This is a genomic window from Coraliomargarita parva (assembly GCF_027257905.1).
GTDB classification, from domain to species: domain Bacteria; phylum Verrucomicrobiota; class Verrucomicrobiia; order Opitutales; family Coraliomargaritaceae; genus Coraliomargarita_A; species Coraliomargarita_A parva.
Map to the genome: position 1 here is coordinate 502,449 of NZ_JAPZEI010000002.1, position 17,353 is coordinate 519,801.

The window sequence follows — 17,353 nt, forward strand, 5'->3', positions numbered from 1 at the left end:
AAACCGCGCTCTCGATCATTCTGCTTCGGGTACCGAGCGTTCCAGGATGAAGAAGTGATTGTTATCATCACTGTCGGTGGGCGTGTAGGTGATGCTTACGCTGCGGTCAGATGCTTGGGTGGATGTGAGTTCGGTCCAGTTGTCCAAAGTCGTGCTGCCGAACAGCGTATATTGAAGGCCTTTGAGCGCATTGCTGGTACCGATGGAGAAGCTCCCTCCTGTTTCTGTTTGAATCGAGACCGGAAACTCCAGCACCTTCTCCGCTGCTGCGAGACCGAGCGCTTGCTGTCCATCGGCATCGAAATGAAGATGGTCGCTTTCTTTTATGGATACATTATCGGTATCGATCCAAACCGCTCTGGCATCGGCATCGGCAACCGCGACCTGTGCCTCTCGTATCATGGCCAGACGCGTGGCATCAAGATATGTCTGCGCACTGGAAAGGCGAGCGATGATGAAAAGCAGATCGGACTCGTAAGTGCCATAGCTATTCAGGAATGTGGCTCGCAGGTCATCAATAAAGGCCGAGAGGTTGGCTTCGTAGGCAGTTGCATAACTGTCGCTGTCACAATCGCTTTCACCTTGGAGCCAGAGCATGCCCTGGATCTCAATGTCTGCGTCGGGGTAAGCTGTGGCCAGAGCGGCGAGACCATCGGCTACGGTTTCCTGAAATGTGACGTATTCCGGACCGTCACCGTCAGTCGTCGCATCACCACCTGCTTTCCAGTGCGTGTATAGGTTTGTGCCGCCGTTTGCATACTTGATGATGGCGACTCGGGTGGTGGTGCCATCGGCGATACTGTCGGACAGCTCGCGCCCGAAGGTGATGGCCGGACCAAATTGACTGATGCCATATTGACTGTTTTCCGATAGGCCCGGTTGCAAGGAGGTCAATGTTTCACTGCCGCCTTCGAACAGGTAAAAGAAGTCCACGTCGTCTTGAGCGGCTTGCAGGTTCTCCGGGGAGGTTGGCAGATCTTCCGTGGGGGCCCGGCCATCGGCGTTGGACTGGCCGCCAATGAGGAAGACTTGCAGGTGCTTGACGGTTAACACGTCAAGCGTGGTGTCGTCTGTGATGGCTTCACTGGTATCCAGCGCATTGCCTGATTCATCGGTGATGATGGACCCGGCCAGCAATGTAAGCTGCAGTGTGCCTTCGGAATCGAGCGTGACTTCCACCGTAAAACTACCGGGGCTCGACTCGCTTACGCTGTTGATTGTAATCGCTGCAGTTCCAGCGTTGCCGAAGTCGGAGATATCCACGGTTGAGTCATCGATGTTCTCGCTGAAGGCTACAGTATAGCTGATGGTATCACCTTTCGTCACCGGTCCGCCGCTAGCATCATCCACGATGTCGCTGCCGGCAAGGGTTGGTGCCGTCGTGTCGGCTACTGGTTCAGCGGTGGAATTATACTGATACAGATAATTGACTGTTGCTGCATCGATCGCCTCATCGAAGATCCATACTTCGTCGATCTGTCCCTCGAACTCCAAGCCATCGTTGCTGTATGCGTCGCCGATCGCACTGTAGGTGAATGTTGTTGCTGGGCTATCGTTCGAGTCTTCGAGACTGGCGACGACACCATCGATATACACCGTTGCGATATTTCCGGATGTCACGCTGACGACATAATGGTGCCATTCGTCCTGATTGTCAGGATCGTAAATCGCATCCACATCATCTGTAGCATCGCCCCGTAGCCGGAGGCCACCCGGGTTGATATTACTTGTCGAACTGGTGAACCCAATGAAGTTTGCTGTATCTTCACGATGGCCGATGACCATATCCCAAGCCCGACTAATGTCCGCGCGCCGTGCCCAGAAGGCAATCGAGTAAGCCTCGCCCGCTCCGGTGTCGAAAGTCGTTGTCGATAGCGCAACATAGTCCGTGCTCTCTCCGCTGAGAGTCAGTGCGCCGCCACCAAATACATAATAACCGGCCGTGGTGGCAATTCCGCTGTTGTCGGCTGTGCCGCCATCTTGAAGGCTGCCATTGTTCGTTCCCGTGTTGTCGCTGTAACCGGTGTCGAAGGTGTAATGCGAAAGAACGCTTGCATCGATTTGTCCTGCAAACAGGGAGATTACGATCGTGGGATAGAGTGTCTGAAAGATGCGCTTCGTTGACATTTCGTTGAACGTTTTGCTGAGGTTGATGATTTCTAAAAAGCTCAGTTTATCTGATCTTAGGGGGGGGGCTAAGATCAATCAGATGCTATTTGTGGCGAACTTTTGTCCTTTTTGGTCTAAATGACATCAATCGAAACCTCTGCATAAGCTGTCGCTTTTGCGTCCATCGTGAACGCTACTTCAAACCCCGTCGACGGATTGCATTATTATCCAAAGGTTCATTTGGGCCTTTTAGGCACTCGTACTCAACACGAGTCACTGCCGATCAGGTGTGCGAACTGGCTGACACTCGGACTCTTGTGTGCCTAATACCGTTTCGGATAAATTCTGGCGGTATAACTTGCTCTCAGTTCAGCAAAAAAATAGGGCAGGTAACAACAACCATGTGCCGTCACCTGCCCGAATTTTGGATAACCGATATTGATCCGGTAAATTGGGAAATCAGCGTCCCATCGATTGGGAATTTATCATGTCAGCCACCCCTGTAACCTGAACGGACAAACTCTTCTGACTGGGTGGGTAATCCTTGAAGCTTGCCACGAAGTCCGCGACCTGCTTGCCGATCTGTCCAATAATCCAGCTTCTGTTCTCAGCCCATTCGTCATAGCCGCGGGCATGGATGAAGCGCTCAAAGGGGTCGAGCTTCAGGTTGATCAGATAGGGCGTGCTCAGGGGGACCTGTTCACCCCGGAACCATTCTTCCTGGTCGATAAAGAGCGCTTTCCAGTCGCCCCAGCGGATGCCATGGAAGGTCGTTTCGGTGAAATAGTAGAATTCCTTGCGCTTACTTTTTCCTTGGTTCAGGAGCAAATCACTCTGGTCGTAACCATCCAGGTGTACGCGGTAGCTCTTGCCCCCGATGTCCATCCCGTCCAGCAAGTCTTCCTTGACGTTGTCATCCCCGACCCAGGACATTAGGGTGGGCATCCAGTCCTCCATCGTCATGAACTCACCGGTGCTGGTGCCGGCGGGGATGCGACCATCCCATTTGACCAACATCGGCACGCGAAAGCCGCCTTCCCAACCGCCGACGCCTTTTTCGCCATGGAAAGGCTGGTTGCCGCCGTCCGGCCACGAGTTGCAGGGCGCGCCATTATCGGTCGAAAACATTACGATCGTGTTGTCGGCCACTCCGAGCTCGTCCAGCAGGTCCAGCAATTCGCCGACGTCATCGTCCAACTCTGCCATGCCATCGGCATATAGACCATAGCCGGTCTTGCCGTCATACTCCTCGTTCAGGTTCGTCCGGTAGTGCATACGGGTGGTGTTGTGCCAGACGAAGAAGGGCTTGTCGGCGGTGACTGCGTCTTTGATGAATCGCTTTGACTGGACGAGCACCTCCTGGTCGAGGTTGCGCTGACGTTCGCGGCCCCACTCACCAAGGTCTTCGACTTCCTGTGTGCCGTCACCGGTCGACTTCGAGTGGATGACGCCGCGCTGCTTCAATCCGAACCGCTCCTGTGTCGCCTCGTCTTTCGGGAAGTCGTACTGCTCGGGGTATTCGCCCGCGTTGAGGTGGTAGAGTATCCCGAAAAACTCATCGAAGCCATGCATGGTGGGCAGGTGCTCGTCACGGTCACCCAGGTGGTTCTTGCCAAACTGTCCGGTGACGTAGCCATAGTCCTTCAGCATCTGGGCCAAGGTCGGGTCGCTCGGCTGAATTCCTTCTTTGGCGCCGGGAAGGCCCACCGTGCTGAGGCCGGTGCGGAGCGGATACTGTCCGAGAATAAATGCGGCCCGGCCGGCGGTACAGGAGGCCTGGGCATAGTGATCCATGAAGATCATGCCCTCGTCGCCAATCCGGTCGATGTTCGGGGTGCTGCCCCCCATCATCCCGCGATGATAGGCGCTTATATTCCACATGCCGATATCGTCACCCCAGATGACCAGGATGTTCGGTTTGTCGGCGGCGAGTAGGGCGGATGTCAATGCACAGAAGAGTGTGCATGCGATAGGGAAGCATTTCATTGTCTTCATCTTTGAGGTGTTGATTGAGTGTCTAAGGGATGTGCCTGCATGGCCGAACCCTATTATTCAATGCTCAGGGAGCATATGCTCCTGCGAACAAGGAAGCTAATTATATGAACGTATAGCAGTGCATGTCAACATGGGGGGAGCGAAAGCATCAGAATTGTGTCCGAGCGCGCTGTCTTGCCTGACGCTGGAACCGGGGGCACATTTTCCTGCTCTCTCGGGAATGAGCGGAAAAAGGACACCAGTCGACAAGACGCTGCATGGCTCCGCTGAGGAACTCGGATGTACGTGGGTGGGGGAGACTGTCGAAATCTTCCTATATCCAAGTTTGATCCCTGTCGCCCTACATTGCCCGCTTTGAGCGCTGCGAATCCCACGCTCTTCGGACTGCCCGATCGTCGTGTGGCTGGCCCTTAGCGACGGCGCAGCATGACCCAGGTCATGCTCATGAAGCCGGCGATGAGTGCGAAAGATGAGGGTTCCGGAACAACACTGGCAAAGGTGGTGCCGATCCGCAGCTCATCGATCCAGATCGTGTCTCCCGACTCAGGATTGTAATTGCGCACGCTGAACAGGCTGATTTCGGACAATCCGGTAATGTCGGCTGTCGCACTGGCATCGGCTGTGAGTGGTTCGCTACTGCTGGTCGGGTTGAGGTATAAATCGGTCCGGTTGTACTCCGTGCTCCCATCTTTGGAGAATTTGGCCACAACCAAGAATGTCTCGCCTGTTGTGGAACTGGTGAGTGAATTGGTCGTCGCATTATCGTTGGAGCTGCCCACGCGGGCGAAAAACGGATTTCCGGAAGTATTACGAATGCCCACGCCGAGCGCGTCACTTGCATTTCCGGTCGCACCATTACTCACCTGAAAATTATAGAAGTCGCTGGTATCGATGCCCGTTCCTGCCTGCAGGAGGAAGCTTATATAGACATCGCCGGCTTGAGCTGCAAATGTGCGGGTCAAGTAATCGTCCACATTGGAGCGGGCGGCTGTGGGCTGGCTGAGTAAGGCCTGCGAGCCTCCGGAAACCAATCCATTCGGATCTATCAAGCCTGCCGTCTGGATGGTTGAATCCCCGGCGGTTGCCTCCGCCCAGTCGCTTGTCCAACCTGAACCTTGCGCTCCGCCATTCAACGCCGTCCCGGCCGTATAGCCGTCAAATCCATCATAGGCAACCAGCGATGCACTGGCTGTGCCGGTCATGGTGGCCAGTGCCAATAGAATCGAAACAGAGCTACGAATCGTGGAGAAGGACATTTTTACGTGCTGATGGTGATTTTTTTTCGGCTTGTGACAGCTGCGAGGCCAGTCACGAACCGAATTCAGGATGCGAATCCGAGCCATCGATGACAAGGACAAAGCATGTAGGCCTGGAGCCGTGAAACCGGGGGGACCTGCCACCGCCGGCTAGGGCGGTGAAAGACCGGCGCAGGATTCCCGCGTGGTTTGTTGCGCGGGATATGCCGACCAGCTCAGCAGGAAGCTGTCCCTGGTTGACGAGTGATGCTTAAGAACGCCGGGCCACTGCAATAGTCGGGTCCGCAGCTTTCGAGTTCCGAAGCAGGTTGAATGAAGTCGGATGGACTGGGGGATAGCACAGCGGCATGCGGGATGGATGGCTTTTTCCACATGTTGGGGCTTTGCTTGTACATGCATGTAAGTGGCTTGTTTTTGCGTTTGACCCCGTTAGGCTCAATTCGATGGAATGCTCTTCATGATGAAGTTTCCCCTGATCTTTGCTTTTTGCTTACTGTCGAGCTTTAGCTTGGTTCATGAACTTGTGGCCTCGAAGGCTCCAATGGTTTTCGATCCGATGAACAAGCCCTATCTGGAGCTTAAAAGTGAAGATGGGAAAAGTATCACGGCGCAGATTCTGAAATTTGATCACGAGCGAGGTTTGGTGAAAATTCGCCTCAAGGATCAATCGGGAAGCATGTGGTTTTCTCCTGAATTACTCAGTCCTGCTTCTCGGGCGGAGTTGAATGACTGGCGCATGATTTTCTTAATTAGCGAACAGCTCCACGTTCAGGCGGACCGCAGCAATGAATCAAGGGCTCCGGACCTATCAAACAGGTTTAACCGGCAACCGGGAATGGGCTCTCATTCGCGTAGCTCCAATACGACTTCTTCCGGAGGTCGTTTCTTTGATGAAACCATGACGACGAGTGATCGCCAAGTGAATGTCTCGGGGGCTTCATATGATCTAGAGCTTAGGAATTATTCCCAGGAGCAACTACGCGACATCACCATCCGAACCAAGATTGTAGTGAAGAGTGCAGGTGGCTCATATCAGGTTTATGACGATTTCATCGCGATCAATCAGCTCTCTGGTGGTGAAACAACCTATTTTCGCACAAAACCTGCCGAAATGAGTCGGACGAAGAGCAAAACGACTTCTACGGTGACTCGTTATGATTCATTAACAGGAGGGACGAATACCAGTTCAAGCTCGACATCGGTTAAAAGCAGCAGATCCAGCCTCAAGGGAATCGCGATCCGTGTCTGTTACAAAGATGTTGTGGTTCAGGAGATCTTCAGTGAGCGCAGCCTCAATGAGCACATCGATTGGTAGGGCGCTCTTGGAGAAACGGGCAGTCGCAAAAGTTTAAAGTCATATCCCTGCGTCGTGCGACGAAGCTGAATGCTTGACGACTCACGGATACTTCGATGCTGCGGTGCACTCAGAATCGGTATATTTTCATACCAGAATAGACAATAGAGTGATGCCTTTGTGTGGGCCTTGTGGTTTGCACAACTGTGTTGCATGGATCAATCTAGTTATGTGATTGTCCCATCTTTTCATTCTTCCAGATCAAAATCCACGCTTGAGCTTCAGGCGGGGAATGCGTGTCGTGCGTTTACCCTAATCGAGCTTTTAGCGGTCATTGCAATTGTCGGCGTCCTGACCGCAATCTTAATTCCGGCCATTTCCGCAGTTCGCAAAAATGCCAGGGATGCCGTTTGTTTGTCGAATTTACGGCAACTGCATTCGGGTGTGCTCTTGTATGCGGGCAACCAGGGTGGGTGGTTGCCGACGAATAGCGCTGACGACGCCGAGGGCGGCGCATGGTGGAAGCATATTTACCCAGAGATCATTGATTCGGCGGATGTCTTTTGGTGTCCGGAAGATGATACGGGCGGCATCTCTGATGCAAATGCGGAAATCGCCGGCAACGGCAAGCTGTCCTATGGGGCTGTAGGCGATGATGCGGGTATGGAGAATGGGGAAGCGAAGTCGCGGGGTGTGATGGGTAAGAATCTGGCATCATTCAAGAATCCGGCAAGGTCTGTCATGCTCGTGGATGACCATAAATCAGGCCGTCAACTGGCCAAGAGCTGGTTTTTTAACTGGCCAAAGGAGATCGAGGATTTGAACGCAGCCCATGATGGCAAAATCAATATGGTTTTTGTCGACGGACATGTCGATTCTCTGTCGTATGATGAGATCCAAGAGCTGTTTGAGGAAGATCGAATCACAGTCTCCTACGGAGGTATGAACTCGAAGACGCCTTCGGCGGACTAATTCAGGCTGTAATGCGGCAGAGGCGGTATCGTGTTTAAACCGCAGTGCTTAACTCTCCACTAGCTGCTTCGTTCCCTCCGCCAAGCGATTGACCCTTCCGCCGTTTCCTATCGAACCGGGCTAGTGGTTTCTCGACGACGTTTATGGTTCACGCGCGAAGATGGCCTGCTCGAAGAGCTGGCCCCGAGTCTCTTCTGGCATGAGCTCGCCCCTGTCCCTGCGGGATGCGCTGATATGCTTCTCCCGCGGCGTTAGCCGGACAGTCAAGCACCTAGGTGCATTCCTGACCGGCCGCCTTGCGAGGTGAAGCAAATCAGTTGCACCATATCCTCAATAATTATGAGAAGAGGTATTAAATCCCAGCAGGCGAATGAAAGCCGTCATCAACGATGGAGGGCACCAACGTTGCGAGCAGATGAAAACTCCTTCGTGGAGCCCTTACATGAATTGGGCGAATGATATCTTTATATCTTGCGTTGGACCCCTTTTAGGAGCCAGTAGAGTTCAGCTCAGTCAATGTGCCTCTGCTTTGGATTTACCGCGTATGTTCCCTTACGTTTTTGTGCATTGACTTGATCTGCGCGTCTGAGCGTTATCCTTTCGAAACGCTTTTCAACGATGCCTCAATGCTTCCCGTTCCTCCTTTTTATGAGTCTCATCTTGAGCCTCATTCCACTGCCTGCCGTTGCGTATGACGGGGATGCATCGGGTGTGAGTGATGTATTCGAGTCGATCTATGAGCAAGTCTTGCCTGCTGACGAGGATCCGGATCAGGATGGGTATAACAATTTGATCGAGTCGCTTCTCGGGACGGATCCTTTGAATGCGGCCAGTCCCGGCGATTTCGGACTCAGTATGAGCGGCGCAAGTCTTCGGATCCGGATTCCCGCTGAATCGGGATTGCGCTACCGGGTGCAGACGACCGATGGTTTTTCAAGCTGGAATATCCCTACCGAATTTGTAACAGCGGAAGATGGCATCGACTACGTGGAATTCGATACCAGCGGCATCTCCCGGATGTTTTTCCGGATCGAAGTTGAACCGCCCTTGAATTCGGATACGGATGGTTTGAACGACTGGGAAGAAGGGCGTTTGGGTACAGATCCGTTGCATTCAGACACAGACGACGACATGCTGGATGACGACATCGAGACCATGCTCGCCGGCAGTAATCCGCATTTGGTGGATTCGGATGGTGACGGTTTTGTCGACAAAGAAGAATATGAATTCGGGAGTAATCCGCGCAGTTCCGCTTCAGTTCCGGCTGAGTTTTTAGAGGGAGCCGCTCATGTGATCCAAGTTCATAACCTCGCCAGCCCCGCACAACTGGAAGGCCTCGCCTGGTCTCAGGCGGTCAGCGTGAATAACCCGGCCCCACCAACCGCACTTGAAGGAGATGTCTGGTCGGCACCGGTTTTGGTGAGAAACAACGCGAGTTCGGTGATGCTCCTGTCCGAGGTTTGGTCAGCACCTGTTACGATTTTGAAGCAAGCCCCATAGATCCTATTTAATATGAAAAAGTTCATACTTTCACTATTATCTTGCTGCTATGCCGCCTTCCTGCTGGCTGCGCCTTTCAACTCCGGGTCCGACGGCAGTGATGGTGCCTTGGTCTTCGATCCTGACCTGGGAGACGTCATCTTTGATCCGGATGACATTGATCCGGCTTTGGATCCGGATCGGGACGGAGTCTACCATTTCACAACCATCACAATCGGGCCGGGGACTACAGTTCTACTCCGTGGGGATGTTATGGGGCACAAGCCGGCCATTTGGTTGGCTGCCGGCGATGTAACAATCATGGGAGAGATCAACTTGGGGCCCATTGGTCCGCTCCCTGGAGCAGGAGGATTCTATGGTGGTCAGTCTTCCGGGCTAGTGGATGGGCAGGGGCCGGGCGGCACCTCGGGTGCTGTTTCTTCGGAGGTGCCAGAGCTCCCGACGAATGATTATATCAATCCGTTTCTGGTGCCCCTGATCGGGGGATCCGGGCAGGGAGCCCCTCAGTCCGGATCCGGACTCGGTGGCGGAGGCGCCTTCCTGCTGGCCAGTTCGACAAGAATCGAGATTACTGGATACATTCGTGCAATTGACGGAGGAAGTCTGCGCCTGATCGCGAATGAGATTACAGGTGAGTGGGGAAGCGTTGAAGCTGATCACATTCGTGCCGAGGCGTATCAACATAACTATTCTAATTACTATGGAGATGACATACGACTTTCCCGTCCGGGCCTGGTTTTCTACGACAATCCCATCAAAATTACGGTTGTTGACAGTGTAGCCGTGGCCAACAACCCGGGGGCGAATAAAAATGCTCCCGATGCCGAAATTATCAATAGCGGTTCGACAACCATACAGGTGGAATGCTCCCGGATCCCACTGGGGACCACAATCCGGGTCGTTGGCTGGAATGAAACCTACGGCAAGGTGGAAGCAGTCACAGGACCTTTGACCGGCACGCTTGAGGCATCGACTGCGACCTGTGAGATGATCATCCCGCCCGGCTATACGACTTTTATGGCACAGGCGGTGTTAAACTAGAATCGATGGTCTGTGTTTGAGTTGGATCAACTCAGGATCGGATAAAAGGGGCAGATCTAGAATGGATAACAATCCCGCATTCATTCTATCTGCTACGTTTGCCCCTATTGAGCACCCCACTTTTTTACTCAGGCCTGAGACTACTCCGGAAACTTGGGTGCCGGGGGTGGTCGCAAATCGTCGAGCGTGCTTAATTCCTCAATCGAATCGCTGTCGAGAAGCCATTCGAAGGCCATAATCTGGTGCTCGACCGGCGGGATCTGATGGCCGCCTTCAAAGGCTATGATGCCGACTTCCAAGCCGTTATTCAGTAGGATTTCGAGGTCACGCTTCCGCACGTAGTAATTTGAGCCCCGGTCATTGTTTCCGTTTACGATGATGACCTTCATTTTTCGGTAGTGCTCCAACAGGTAGCTATCATAACCGAGCCAACCTCCGTTCCAGAAAATGCCTTTCCATGGGCGATCGATGGCGTTGGCCCAGCTGACGGCACGCAGGGAACCGCCGGAGATGCCGCCAATGTAGAGCTGATCCGGGTCATGTGGTACAGTTGCTTCGATCTGGGGCAGCAGCTCGCGAAAGCGCGCCAGGTTGTGCGCAGCGACTTCCGTTGACTTTGTGTTGCCGTAGCGATCCATTGTAACAATAGTCATTCCAGTCGCCTCGGCCGCTTCCATGTGGCGTAGCAGGTAGCGCATGCCCTTGGGGCCGGCGTTAATCAGAATCATGAGCGGTCTGAGGCTGGTCCCACTGGCTGGGGAGGGCTCGTAAACATAGAAATCATGCGTATCGAGTTCGCCGGCGTATTGGTAGGCGGTAAATTTACCCGGCATCTTGTCGAGCATCTGCATGAGCTCGTCACTGATTCGGGTCCACTCGACCAACCAGGCTTGGTCCAACACTGAGAAGTCGGCTAATTTCATGTATAGATCGTCGGTTTCATGGACCCGCAGGTGAACGCGATCTTGTACTTCGTCATAGTCAACCAGCTCCGCATGAATCTGCCTGCAATCGGTTAAATTCCAGTGCCGCAGGTTGTTGTTGGCGCTGAGGGGGAGCAGGGTAAAGAGTCCGATCAGCCAGTAGACGCAGGATTTCATGATTAACGTTAGATTAGCCGCGAAATCCGATTCGTCACTGACAAAAGATGCTTCGGACGCTTCATTTGTTTGGGAAAACAGATCCGTCTCTCGTGGGCAACTCCTTATGGGACCTAAGCTCCTTACGTATTATCTGTTGTTCGCGCTTATAGTTTGACGACACGCGCGTAAGTCTGATCTGAGCTTTCGCTAAAGGGGATCATGATGACCTGTGTGCCGCCGGTGCCGTTGATCGTCCCTGTATAGTCGGTCCACTCGGTAAGATCGGTTGAAGTCTGCACTTTATAGCTGGCATTGGATAATGTCTTCCACTGCACTTTTAAGTTCTTTCCGTGGACACCAATGACGGCATCGCCAACAATGTTAAGGTAGTTTTCGTTCGTCAGGTCGTAAAGCGTGAGCTGGTATTGGTTGTCAGGCCCCAACTTCTTTTCAAGTAGATAGGGGTAGTTGAATCCCGAAAAGCTGGTTAAAAAGACACTGACACGACTGTTCGTCACCGTATGTCCGAGTTCGCCCGTGTCATCAAGTTGATACAAATGCGTCTCGCTCCCTTGAATGACCAGTTCGTGCTGGGAAATATAGATAAACCCGGACAGTGCGCTGTCCGTGAGGAACTCTTGGATCAATGTTCCGGATCGATCATACCAATTCACTTTCCGGCCGTTGCCGTAAGCGTCCATAATTCCAACGGAACCATCCTGGCCAACCATGACCGCGTAGTCATCCGGATCGTCGCCGTGTTGAGCTGCGGGAAATTCTTTGCTCCAAATCGTAGTCGCTGCGTTCGAATGAATGCAAAAGGTCAGTAGGGCGAGTATGAGAACGGGTTTCATGATGGCTCTTTTACTCGAAGAGTAGTGCGGAAATCTTGACAAAGAAGCTTCGAGGAGAGTCGTTATTCGGGTAGAGGATCGAGGTGACTTCTTCCGTCTCCTCGTCAATGCTTTCCACGCTGATCTCTTCGGAATACACGAGGTCTGTGTCATCACCGTTAAAGTTCCACGTGACAAGGTCCTTCGAGACGAGTATCTGATAGCTTACATCCAGTGCGTCTTTGGGGCGCGGGTAGCTGACCGTAAAGACGAACTCGCCGTCGATCTGCTGCTTGTCGACCTTGATTTTGTGCTTTTTGTCCGCGCTTCTGGGGTCCGAACCAAATGCGTATTCGGCACTGTTGGATAGGGAGTCATGGTCGGGGTCCGCGTCGAATGCACTGATCGAGATGTCTTCGAGCTCCTCGTTCGTGAAGTGCTCGAGTCGCCAGACACTGAAGTAATTTGACGCTGTCGAGAATTCTGCAGTGACGCTTGCATCTCCTGTCACTCTGAACTCGGAAGTCGCGTCAATGCCGGAGAAGTCTCCTGTCCAGCGGATAAAATAGGTTCCCGCATCCGGTATGGCTTCCAGATTGACAATAGAGTTGTTGGCAAAAGCCGGCTGCTCCGGATCGATCTTAACCGACCCTGGGCCGTCAACTTGGACGTTGATTTTGTAGCCGAGCGTAATTTTCGACATGCCGTAGCTTGGACGTATCGAGCCATATAGTTTAGAGCTAGTATCGGCTGGCAGTGCGCCGAGGGTGAGTGTTTTAGGGCTGTAGAAATATTGTACGTCGTTGAGCGAGGTGGCTGTTGTGAAATCTACGACGGCACCGTCTTCAGCGATAATATGCTTTAGCTGGACCATGCTATTGTCGACCCGAAGGATGCCGCCACTCTCGACGACGATTAATTCGCTTCTCGTATATCCTGACAGGATTGCGCCGGCCCGGACAACCATAGGTGTGAAATACGCACTCAACGGTGTTTGCCCCTCTTGGGTGTGTTCGTTGTAGATCGGAATACCGATCGTCGCCCCTCCCGCTTCCTCTAGAAAGATATTATGTGCCGAGTTCTTACTGTAGAATACAGATGACATCTGGAATTCGAAGGAGTTGTCAGTTTGATTCACTGCCGGACGATCATACTTGTGCTCCAGATACAGTAGGCTGGCCGTTTTCGCGGAAGCCAAATTGCTCCCACGGATCACTACATTCTCTCCATAAGCAACGACTGGATAATCCGCTGAGCTCATTTGCGGCAGTTCATCATAGCCTGCAGGGTGCAGGATGGGGACGACCCGTTTGTTGCCATCCATGGTCACTTGGATTGTGGACGTATTGCCGGAAACATCGCCGGCCCAGCCTTCCAGGTAGTAACCTGACGACGGAGTCGCGGTCAGTGACACGGTTTGTCCGTTTTCATAGCTGCTTAACGCGGGCGATCGAGTGACGGTTATTCCGGGGATGCTCTGCACCTCCAGCTGCCAACCAGTGGGAAATTGTGCTGTCAGGGTGAGTGGTTCGTATCCGAAAGTATAGCTAATCCATTCGTTCTGACTGATAATGTCGCCGCTCCAGCCGTTGAAAGTCGCACCTTCCATCGGAATCGCGTGAAGACTCACCGTGGTGCCATAGGCGTAATTCCGGGTGTCGGGAGTTAATTGCACGGTTCCATTACCGATGATAGTCAAATTGATCGGTCTTCCTTTCTGGATCATGTCGAATCCATGGCTGACTCTCAGTGGTGGGATGAGCTCCGCAACCGGACTTAAGGTATCCGGATTCATCGGGACACTGCCTAGGATGACTGTTTCGGGGCTGTGAAAGAGTGTCAGCCGGTATGATTCGGGGGCAAATCTGAAATCGATAACCGCTCCGTCTTCTGCAAAAATAAAGTAGGGGAGATTCGCTCCCTCGTCGACTCGGTAGTATCCGCCGGTTTCTACGACGACCAATTCTGAAGAGCTGCCTCCAGTCAAGCTGCCACCGGCCCGGATTACAAGGGGGCGGGTATCTTGATAATCAGCGACAGGTCCGTCGCTTGAGTGGCTGTTGAAATTGTCGGGGATGCTGATGCTTGACCCGGTTTCCGTCTCAAGGAATAGATTATAAGCATAAGCGCGACCGTCAGGTGTCTCCGGCATGATCAACTCTGTGCTGGTGGGAGAGGCTGTAGCGACTGTCATTTCAGTCATGCTGTCTCGATAGATGAGCCGGGCCAAGGTGGTCGTTTCGAGGTTCGCCCCTGTGACCGTCATCGTCTCACCAGGAGCGTTGATGTATTGGTCGGCGCTTTGAAGCTCAGGTAGCTCTCCGTAGAGCTTGCTTCTGACTATTGGGAATGCCTGAAGGTTCTCTTCCATCGCGATGGTTGTATTGAGTTCGCTGCCACTGGCATCGCCACCCCAGCCGAGAAAGTCGTAATCGGGATCGATGCTAGCGCTTATGCTGACGACCTGTCCGTCAGGGTAGATTGCTAGCTCCGGTGATGCATTCGTAGTTGCTCCCGGGATGTTCGGCAGTTCGAGTTGCCAGCCTTGCATAAACGTTGCGGTGACATAGGCCGCGTTCTCTGTAATATGCACACGAATCGAATCTTCCTGGGAGCTAAGGTCTCCGCTCCAACCGGAAAACATGTATCCCGGGGCAGGGACCGCAGTCAAGGTCGCGTAGCCATAGTAGAGAAAGTATTCCAGGTCGGGAAAACGGTCAACACTTCCGTTCCCGACGACCTCAACATGCACAGGGGTGCCTTGCTGGAATCTATTGATGTCATAGCTTGGCGTGATCGGTGGCAGTTCGATCATGTTGCTGTCGTCCCAAGGGTAGGATGAGCTGTCCCAAATAAGCACCGTATCGGGGCTGTGGTAAATGGTGGATTCGGAGTTCGTGACGCTCGTCACGTTCACAACGGCTCCGTCCTGTGCGTAAACCGTTGTGGCTCGAGAGTTGTTGTCCATTTCGAACACGCCGCCGGTTTCCACCACGACAATACCGAATCTGACTTCACCGCTGAGGAGAGCTCCGGATCGTATGACAACGGCGCCGTAATCGTAAGGGTTTTCAGCGGCACCGTTTCCGGTATGCTCGGTTAGTGGTGACCCAATGCCGACCGTACTCGATGAATCGGTTTCGAGAATTAAGGTATGGTAAGCTCTGGGCTCCACAAAATCCGGTATCCGGATTTCAGCCGTTGTCGAATTAAGCGAATTGACCGATGCAAAGTATCTATCCTGAAAATTCGTTCCATGGTTCACAAAGCGAGCTTGTGCCGCATTCGATAGATCGGTTCCGGTGACCGTAATGATCTCGTCCGGAGGAAGGATGTAATGGTCGACATCCGTGATCTGGACTGCTGCACGAGCCCACTGCGTGCACAGTAGTCCCACAAGGGCTAGGCCAAATAGGCGTAATGCAGAATAGGGCCGTTGTCTGATTGGCATATTGCCTGAGTATCAAACGTGTTGGCTTATGTTTGCGAGGCCTATTTTGAATGATGTTGCAGGCCAATGCCTTATGGTCCTAATTTGCTTACCTTATGAGGGATGGACCTAACCCGAAGTGTTGAGCCCATAGTAAGTATCACAGGCAAGGTTCGGCAAACTCACATCACGCAATAAATAGCTTACGTTTCATTCGCCAGAGGGGGAGGGCGTGCGGGTCGTGTGGCTTTCTAAATTCTTCGTTCGACCCCATTACAGCTAAGGCGCTTCGCTAACCGATAACCGGTAGAAGATCGAACTTTCGCTTGTGGACGGTAAATTGGCGACCTGCTCGTTTGTGTCACCCTCGAAGCTCAAGCCACTGACTTCATGTCAGCCATCGGGATCCGATAAGTCGATAGTCGATTCTACGACAACATGAATTGGGCGAATGATATCTTTATATCTTGCGTTTCCCTCTTTTAGGCGCCCTTGCGGCGTCGATGAACCAGCAGTAGGCTCACTGCCCCGATTATGCACGCGTATGATGCTGGTTCAGGAACAACTTCGAGCGTAAATGTTTCACTGGAATAAGTACCAACGGGCTGTCCAACATAGACCCCTGCTTCGAGATCGCCGAGCCCTGTGGCGACCGTACCTTTGATTTCGGTTTCACCATCGAGCAGGCTTAGGGTGCCAGTGTTGCCTCCCTCTGTATCGCCGTAAGCCATTGTGGCAGAAAAACCGTATAGACTGAAGCTGGTGTGTGCACCACCACCTGCTGACCATTGATTGCCAATATCACTAAAAATTGGATTCAGGACAGAATAACCGACATCCCAGTTTGTTGAGGAATCTCCAAAATTCCAGCCGTAGTTTGGATACATCGCTTGGTAACCAGGGCCGGAATCCGAACCTGAAATAGTGTAGTCGCCAGTACTGAAGTTATAGCGAACTACAATTGCGGCCGAGCTTGAGACACTCATTCCCAACCAGCAGGAAAATAGTAAAATCCAAGTCTTTAGATGCGTGGGGAAACGATTTGCAGATGATGTCATAATTGGCTGTGTCCATTGATGCAATGGGTCGCTTTGTTCCAATCAGCAAGCTGCAACCCAATACTGTTTTCATTTGTTAGGCTGCCTTATCTAGAACGTTAGCATTGTTAAACTTTTGTAAAATGCAGGTAGCCCGGTTTGAGCGAATCTCTATATTTTGAGTACGCCTGCTTTGGCGTCCCTTTCGCCGCGTCGGAAATGGCTCACACCTGAAGCGCGTAGATGACCCGATCAAAGGGCTGGCTCCGAGACAAATTGAGGGGGGCTTCGGGGTATGTACGAAAAGGTGCCAAAGGTTTGTTGGTTTTAGCCCAACGAGGCGAGAGAATAACACATCCAGACGGCTGGTCGGTGCGTGTTCTCGCACTTTTTTTGGTCATTCCACACCTGCCTAGCTCGTGGATTATAGCTGTGCTCAGTGCAAGGTATGCCTCGTTTGTCCACGCAACGACTGCCTTTTCGCGTCGAGTTACCTGCGGCGACGCAAGGCAACGCTTGCCGGAGCGAGACATTCAGCTGCTCGTAACAGAAAGTGCAAGTTAAAGCACGTATTAGACAATTCAATACGCTCGTGTTTGCCTATCGATAACGATTAGTAAATATGAGTTCTTTCATATGTTGATGAGCGTTACAGGTTCGAGCCGTGGGCTGGATTTATCTATGCTGAGCTGACCCATTCGGTCATAAGGTGACCCTGTCGGCGATGATTGATTCCATTGGATGCCGATGCGGCAAACCCTGATGACGCTTTTTGTGATTTTGCTTTTCAATTACTGTGTGAGA

The 17,353-nt window shown here is 52.6% G+C and carries 11 protein-coding genes; 4 read left to right on the top strand and 7 right to left on the bottom strand.

From position 1 onward, the window contains the following. Positions 1 to 15: 15 nt before the first annotated feature. From O2597_RS04485 to O2597_RS04495, 3 genes are all read right to left on the bottom strand, one after another. Positions 16 to 2,127 carry a sialate O-acetylesterase gene (locus tag O2597_RS04485; RefSeq protein ID WP_269522998.1) on the bottom strand — a complete coding sequence of 704 codons (2,112 nt, stop codon included), beginning with the start codon at positions 2,125 to 2,127 and terminating at the stop codon, positions 16 to 18. Between the two features lie 441 nt (positions 2,128 to 2,568). Next, positions 2,569 to 4,095 (bottom strand): arylsulfatase, encoded by a 1,527-nt coding sequence (locus O2597_RS04490; RefSeq protein WP_269522999.1) that lies wholly within the window; start codon positions 4,093 to 4,095, stop codon positions 2,569 to 2,571. Between the two features lie 419 nt (positions 4,096 to 4,514). Continuing rightward, positions 4,515 to 5,360 carry a hypothetical protein gene (locus tag O2597_RS04495; RefSeq protein WP_269523000.1) on the bottom strand — a complete coding sequence of 282 codons (846 nt, stop codon included), beginning with the start codon at positions 5,358 to 5,360 and terminating at the stop codon, positions 4,515 to 4,517. A 457-nt stretch (positions 5,361 to 5,817) separates the two neighbouring features. Here O2597_RS04495 and O2597_RS04500 point away from each other — a divergent pair, with 457 nt between their 5' ends. From O2597_RS04500 to O2597_RS04515, 4 genes are all read left to right on the top strand, one after another. Further along, complete coding sequence (locus O2597_RS04500) at positions 5,818 to 6,675, top strand: hypothetical protein (RefSeq protein ID WP_269523001.1); 858 nt, start codon at positions 5,818 to 5,820, stop codon at positions 6,673 to 6,675. 192 nt (positions 6,676 to 6,867) lie between these two features. Next, the gene (locus O2597_RS04505) at positions 6,868 to 7,626 is read left to right on the top strand and encodes a type II secretion system protein (RefSeq protein WP_269523002.1); all 759 of its coding nucleotides are present in this window, start codon (positions 6,868 to 6,870) and stop codon (positions 7,624 to 7,626) included. 648 nt (positions 7,627 to 8,274) lie between these two features. Next, complete coding sequence (locus O2597_RS04510; RefSeq protein ID WP_269523003.1) at positions 8,275 to 9,126, top strand: hypothetical protein; 852 nt, start codon at positions 8,275 to 8,277, stop codon at positions 9,124 to 9,126. Positions 9,127 to 9,138: 12 nt separating this feature from the next. Further along, positions 9,139 to 10,167 carry a hypothetical protein gene (locus tag O2597_RS04515; protein WP_269523004.1) on the top strand — a complete coding sequence of 343 codons (1,029 nt, stop codon included), beginning with the start codon at positions 9,139 to 9,141 and terminating at the stop codon, positions 10,165 to 10,167. Positions 10,168 to 10,307: 140 nt separating this feature from the next. Here O2597_RS04515 and O2597_RS04520 read toward each other — a convergent pair whose 3' ends face one another. The 4 genes from O2597_RS04520 to O2597_RS04535 form a co-directional block, all read right to left on the bottom strand. Further along, a complete protein-coding gene (locus tag O2597_RS04520) occupies positions 10,308 to 11,267 on the bottom strand; it encodes an alpha/beta hydrolase (protein ID WP_269523005.1) in 960 nt (319 codons plus the stop codon). A gap of 146 nt (positions 11,268 to 11,413) precedes the next feature. Beyond that, positions 11,414 to 12,103, bottom strand: a complete 690-nt coding sequence (locus O2597_RS04525) for a hypothetical protein (protein ID WP_269523006.1) — start codon at positions 12,101 to 12,103, stop codon at positions 11,414 to 11,416. Between the two features lie 10 nt (positions 12,104 to 12,113). Continuing rightward, positions 12,114 to 15,479, bottom strand: a complete 3,366-nt coding sequence (locus O2597_RS04530) for an InlB B-repeat-containing protein (RefSeq protein ID WP_269523007.1) — start codon at positions 15,477 to 15,479, stop codon at positions 12,114 to 12,116. Positions 15,480 to 15,994: 515 nt separating this feature from the next. Continuing rightward, the gene (locus O2597_RS04535; RefSeq protein WP_269523008.1) at positions 15,995 to 16,570 is read right to left on the bottom strand and encodes a hypothetical protein; all 576 of its coding nucleotides are present in this window, start codon (positions 16,568 to 16,570) and stop codon (positions 15,995 to 15,997) included. Between the last annotated feature and the right edge of the window lie 783 nt (positions 16,571 to 17,353).

Bases quoted from the DNA above. Each gene is read 5' to 3' on its own strand.
- O2597_RS04505 (WP_269523002.1), top strand. From the start codon at position 6,868: ATGGATCAATCTAGTTATGTGATTGTCCCATCTTTTCATTCTTCCAGA.
- O2597_RS04535 (WP_269523008.1), bottom strand. From the start codon at position 16,570: ATGACATCATCTGCAAATCGTTTCCCCACGCATCTAAAGACTTGGATT.
- O2597_RS04525 (WP_269523006.1), bottom strand. From the start codon at position 12,103: ATGAAACCCGTTCTCATACTCGCCCTACTGACCTTTTGCATTCATTCG.
- O2597_RS04515 (WP_269523004.1), top strand. From the start codon at position 9,139: ATGAAAAAGTTCATACTTTCACTATTATCTTGCTGCTATGCCGCCTTC.
- O2597_RS04500 (WP_269523001.1), top strand. From the start codon at position 5,818: ATGATGAAGTTTCCCCTGATCTTTGCTTTTTGCTTACTGTCGAGCTTT.
- O2597_RS04495 (WP_269523000.1), bottom strand. From the start codon at position 5,360: ATGTCCTTCTCCACGATTCGTAGCTCTGTTTCGATTCTATTGGCACTG.
- O2597_RS04490 (WP_269522999.1), bottom strand. From the start codon at position 4,095: ATGAAATGCTTCCCTATCGCATGCACACTCTTCTGTGCATTGACATCC.
- O2597_RS04510 (WP_269523003.1), top strand. From the start codon at position 8,275: ATGAGTCTCATCTTGAGCCTCATTCCACTGCCTGCCGTTGCGTATGAC.
- O2597_RS04485 (WP_269522998.1), bottom strand. From the start codon at position 2,127: ATGTCAACGAAGCGCATCTTTCAGACACTCTATCCCACGATCGTAATC.
- O2597_RS04520 (WP_269523005.1), bottom strand. From the start codon at position 11,267: ATGAAATCCTGCGTCTACTGGCTGATCGGACTCTTTACCCTGCTCCCC.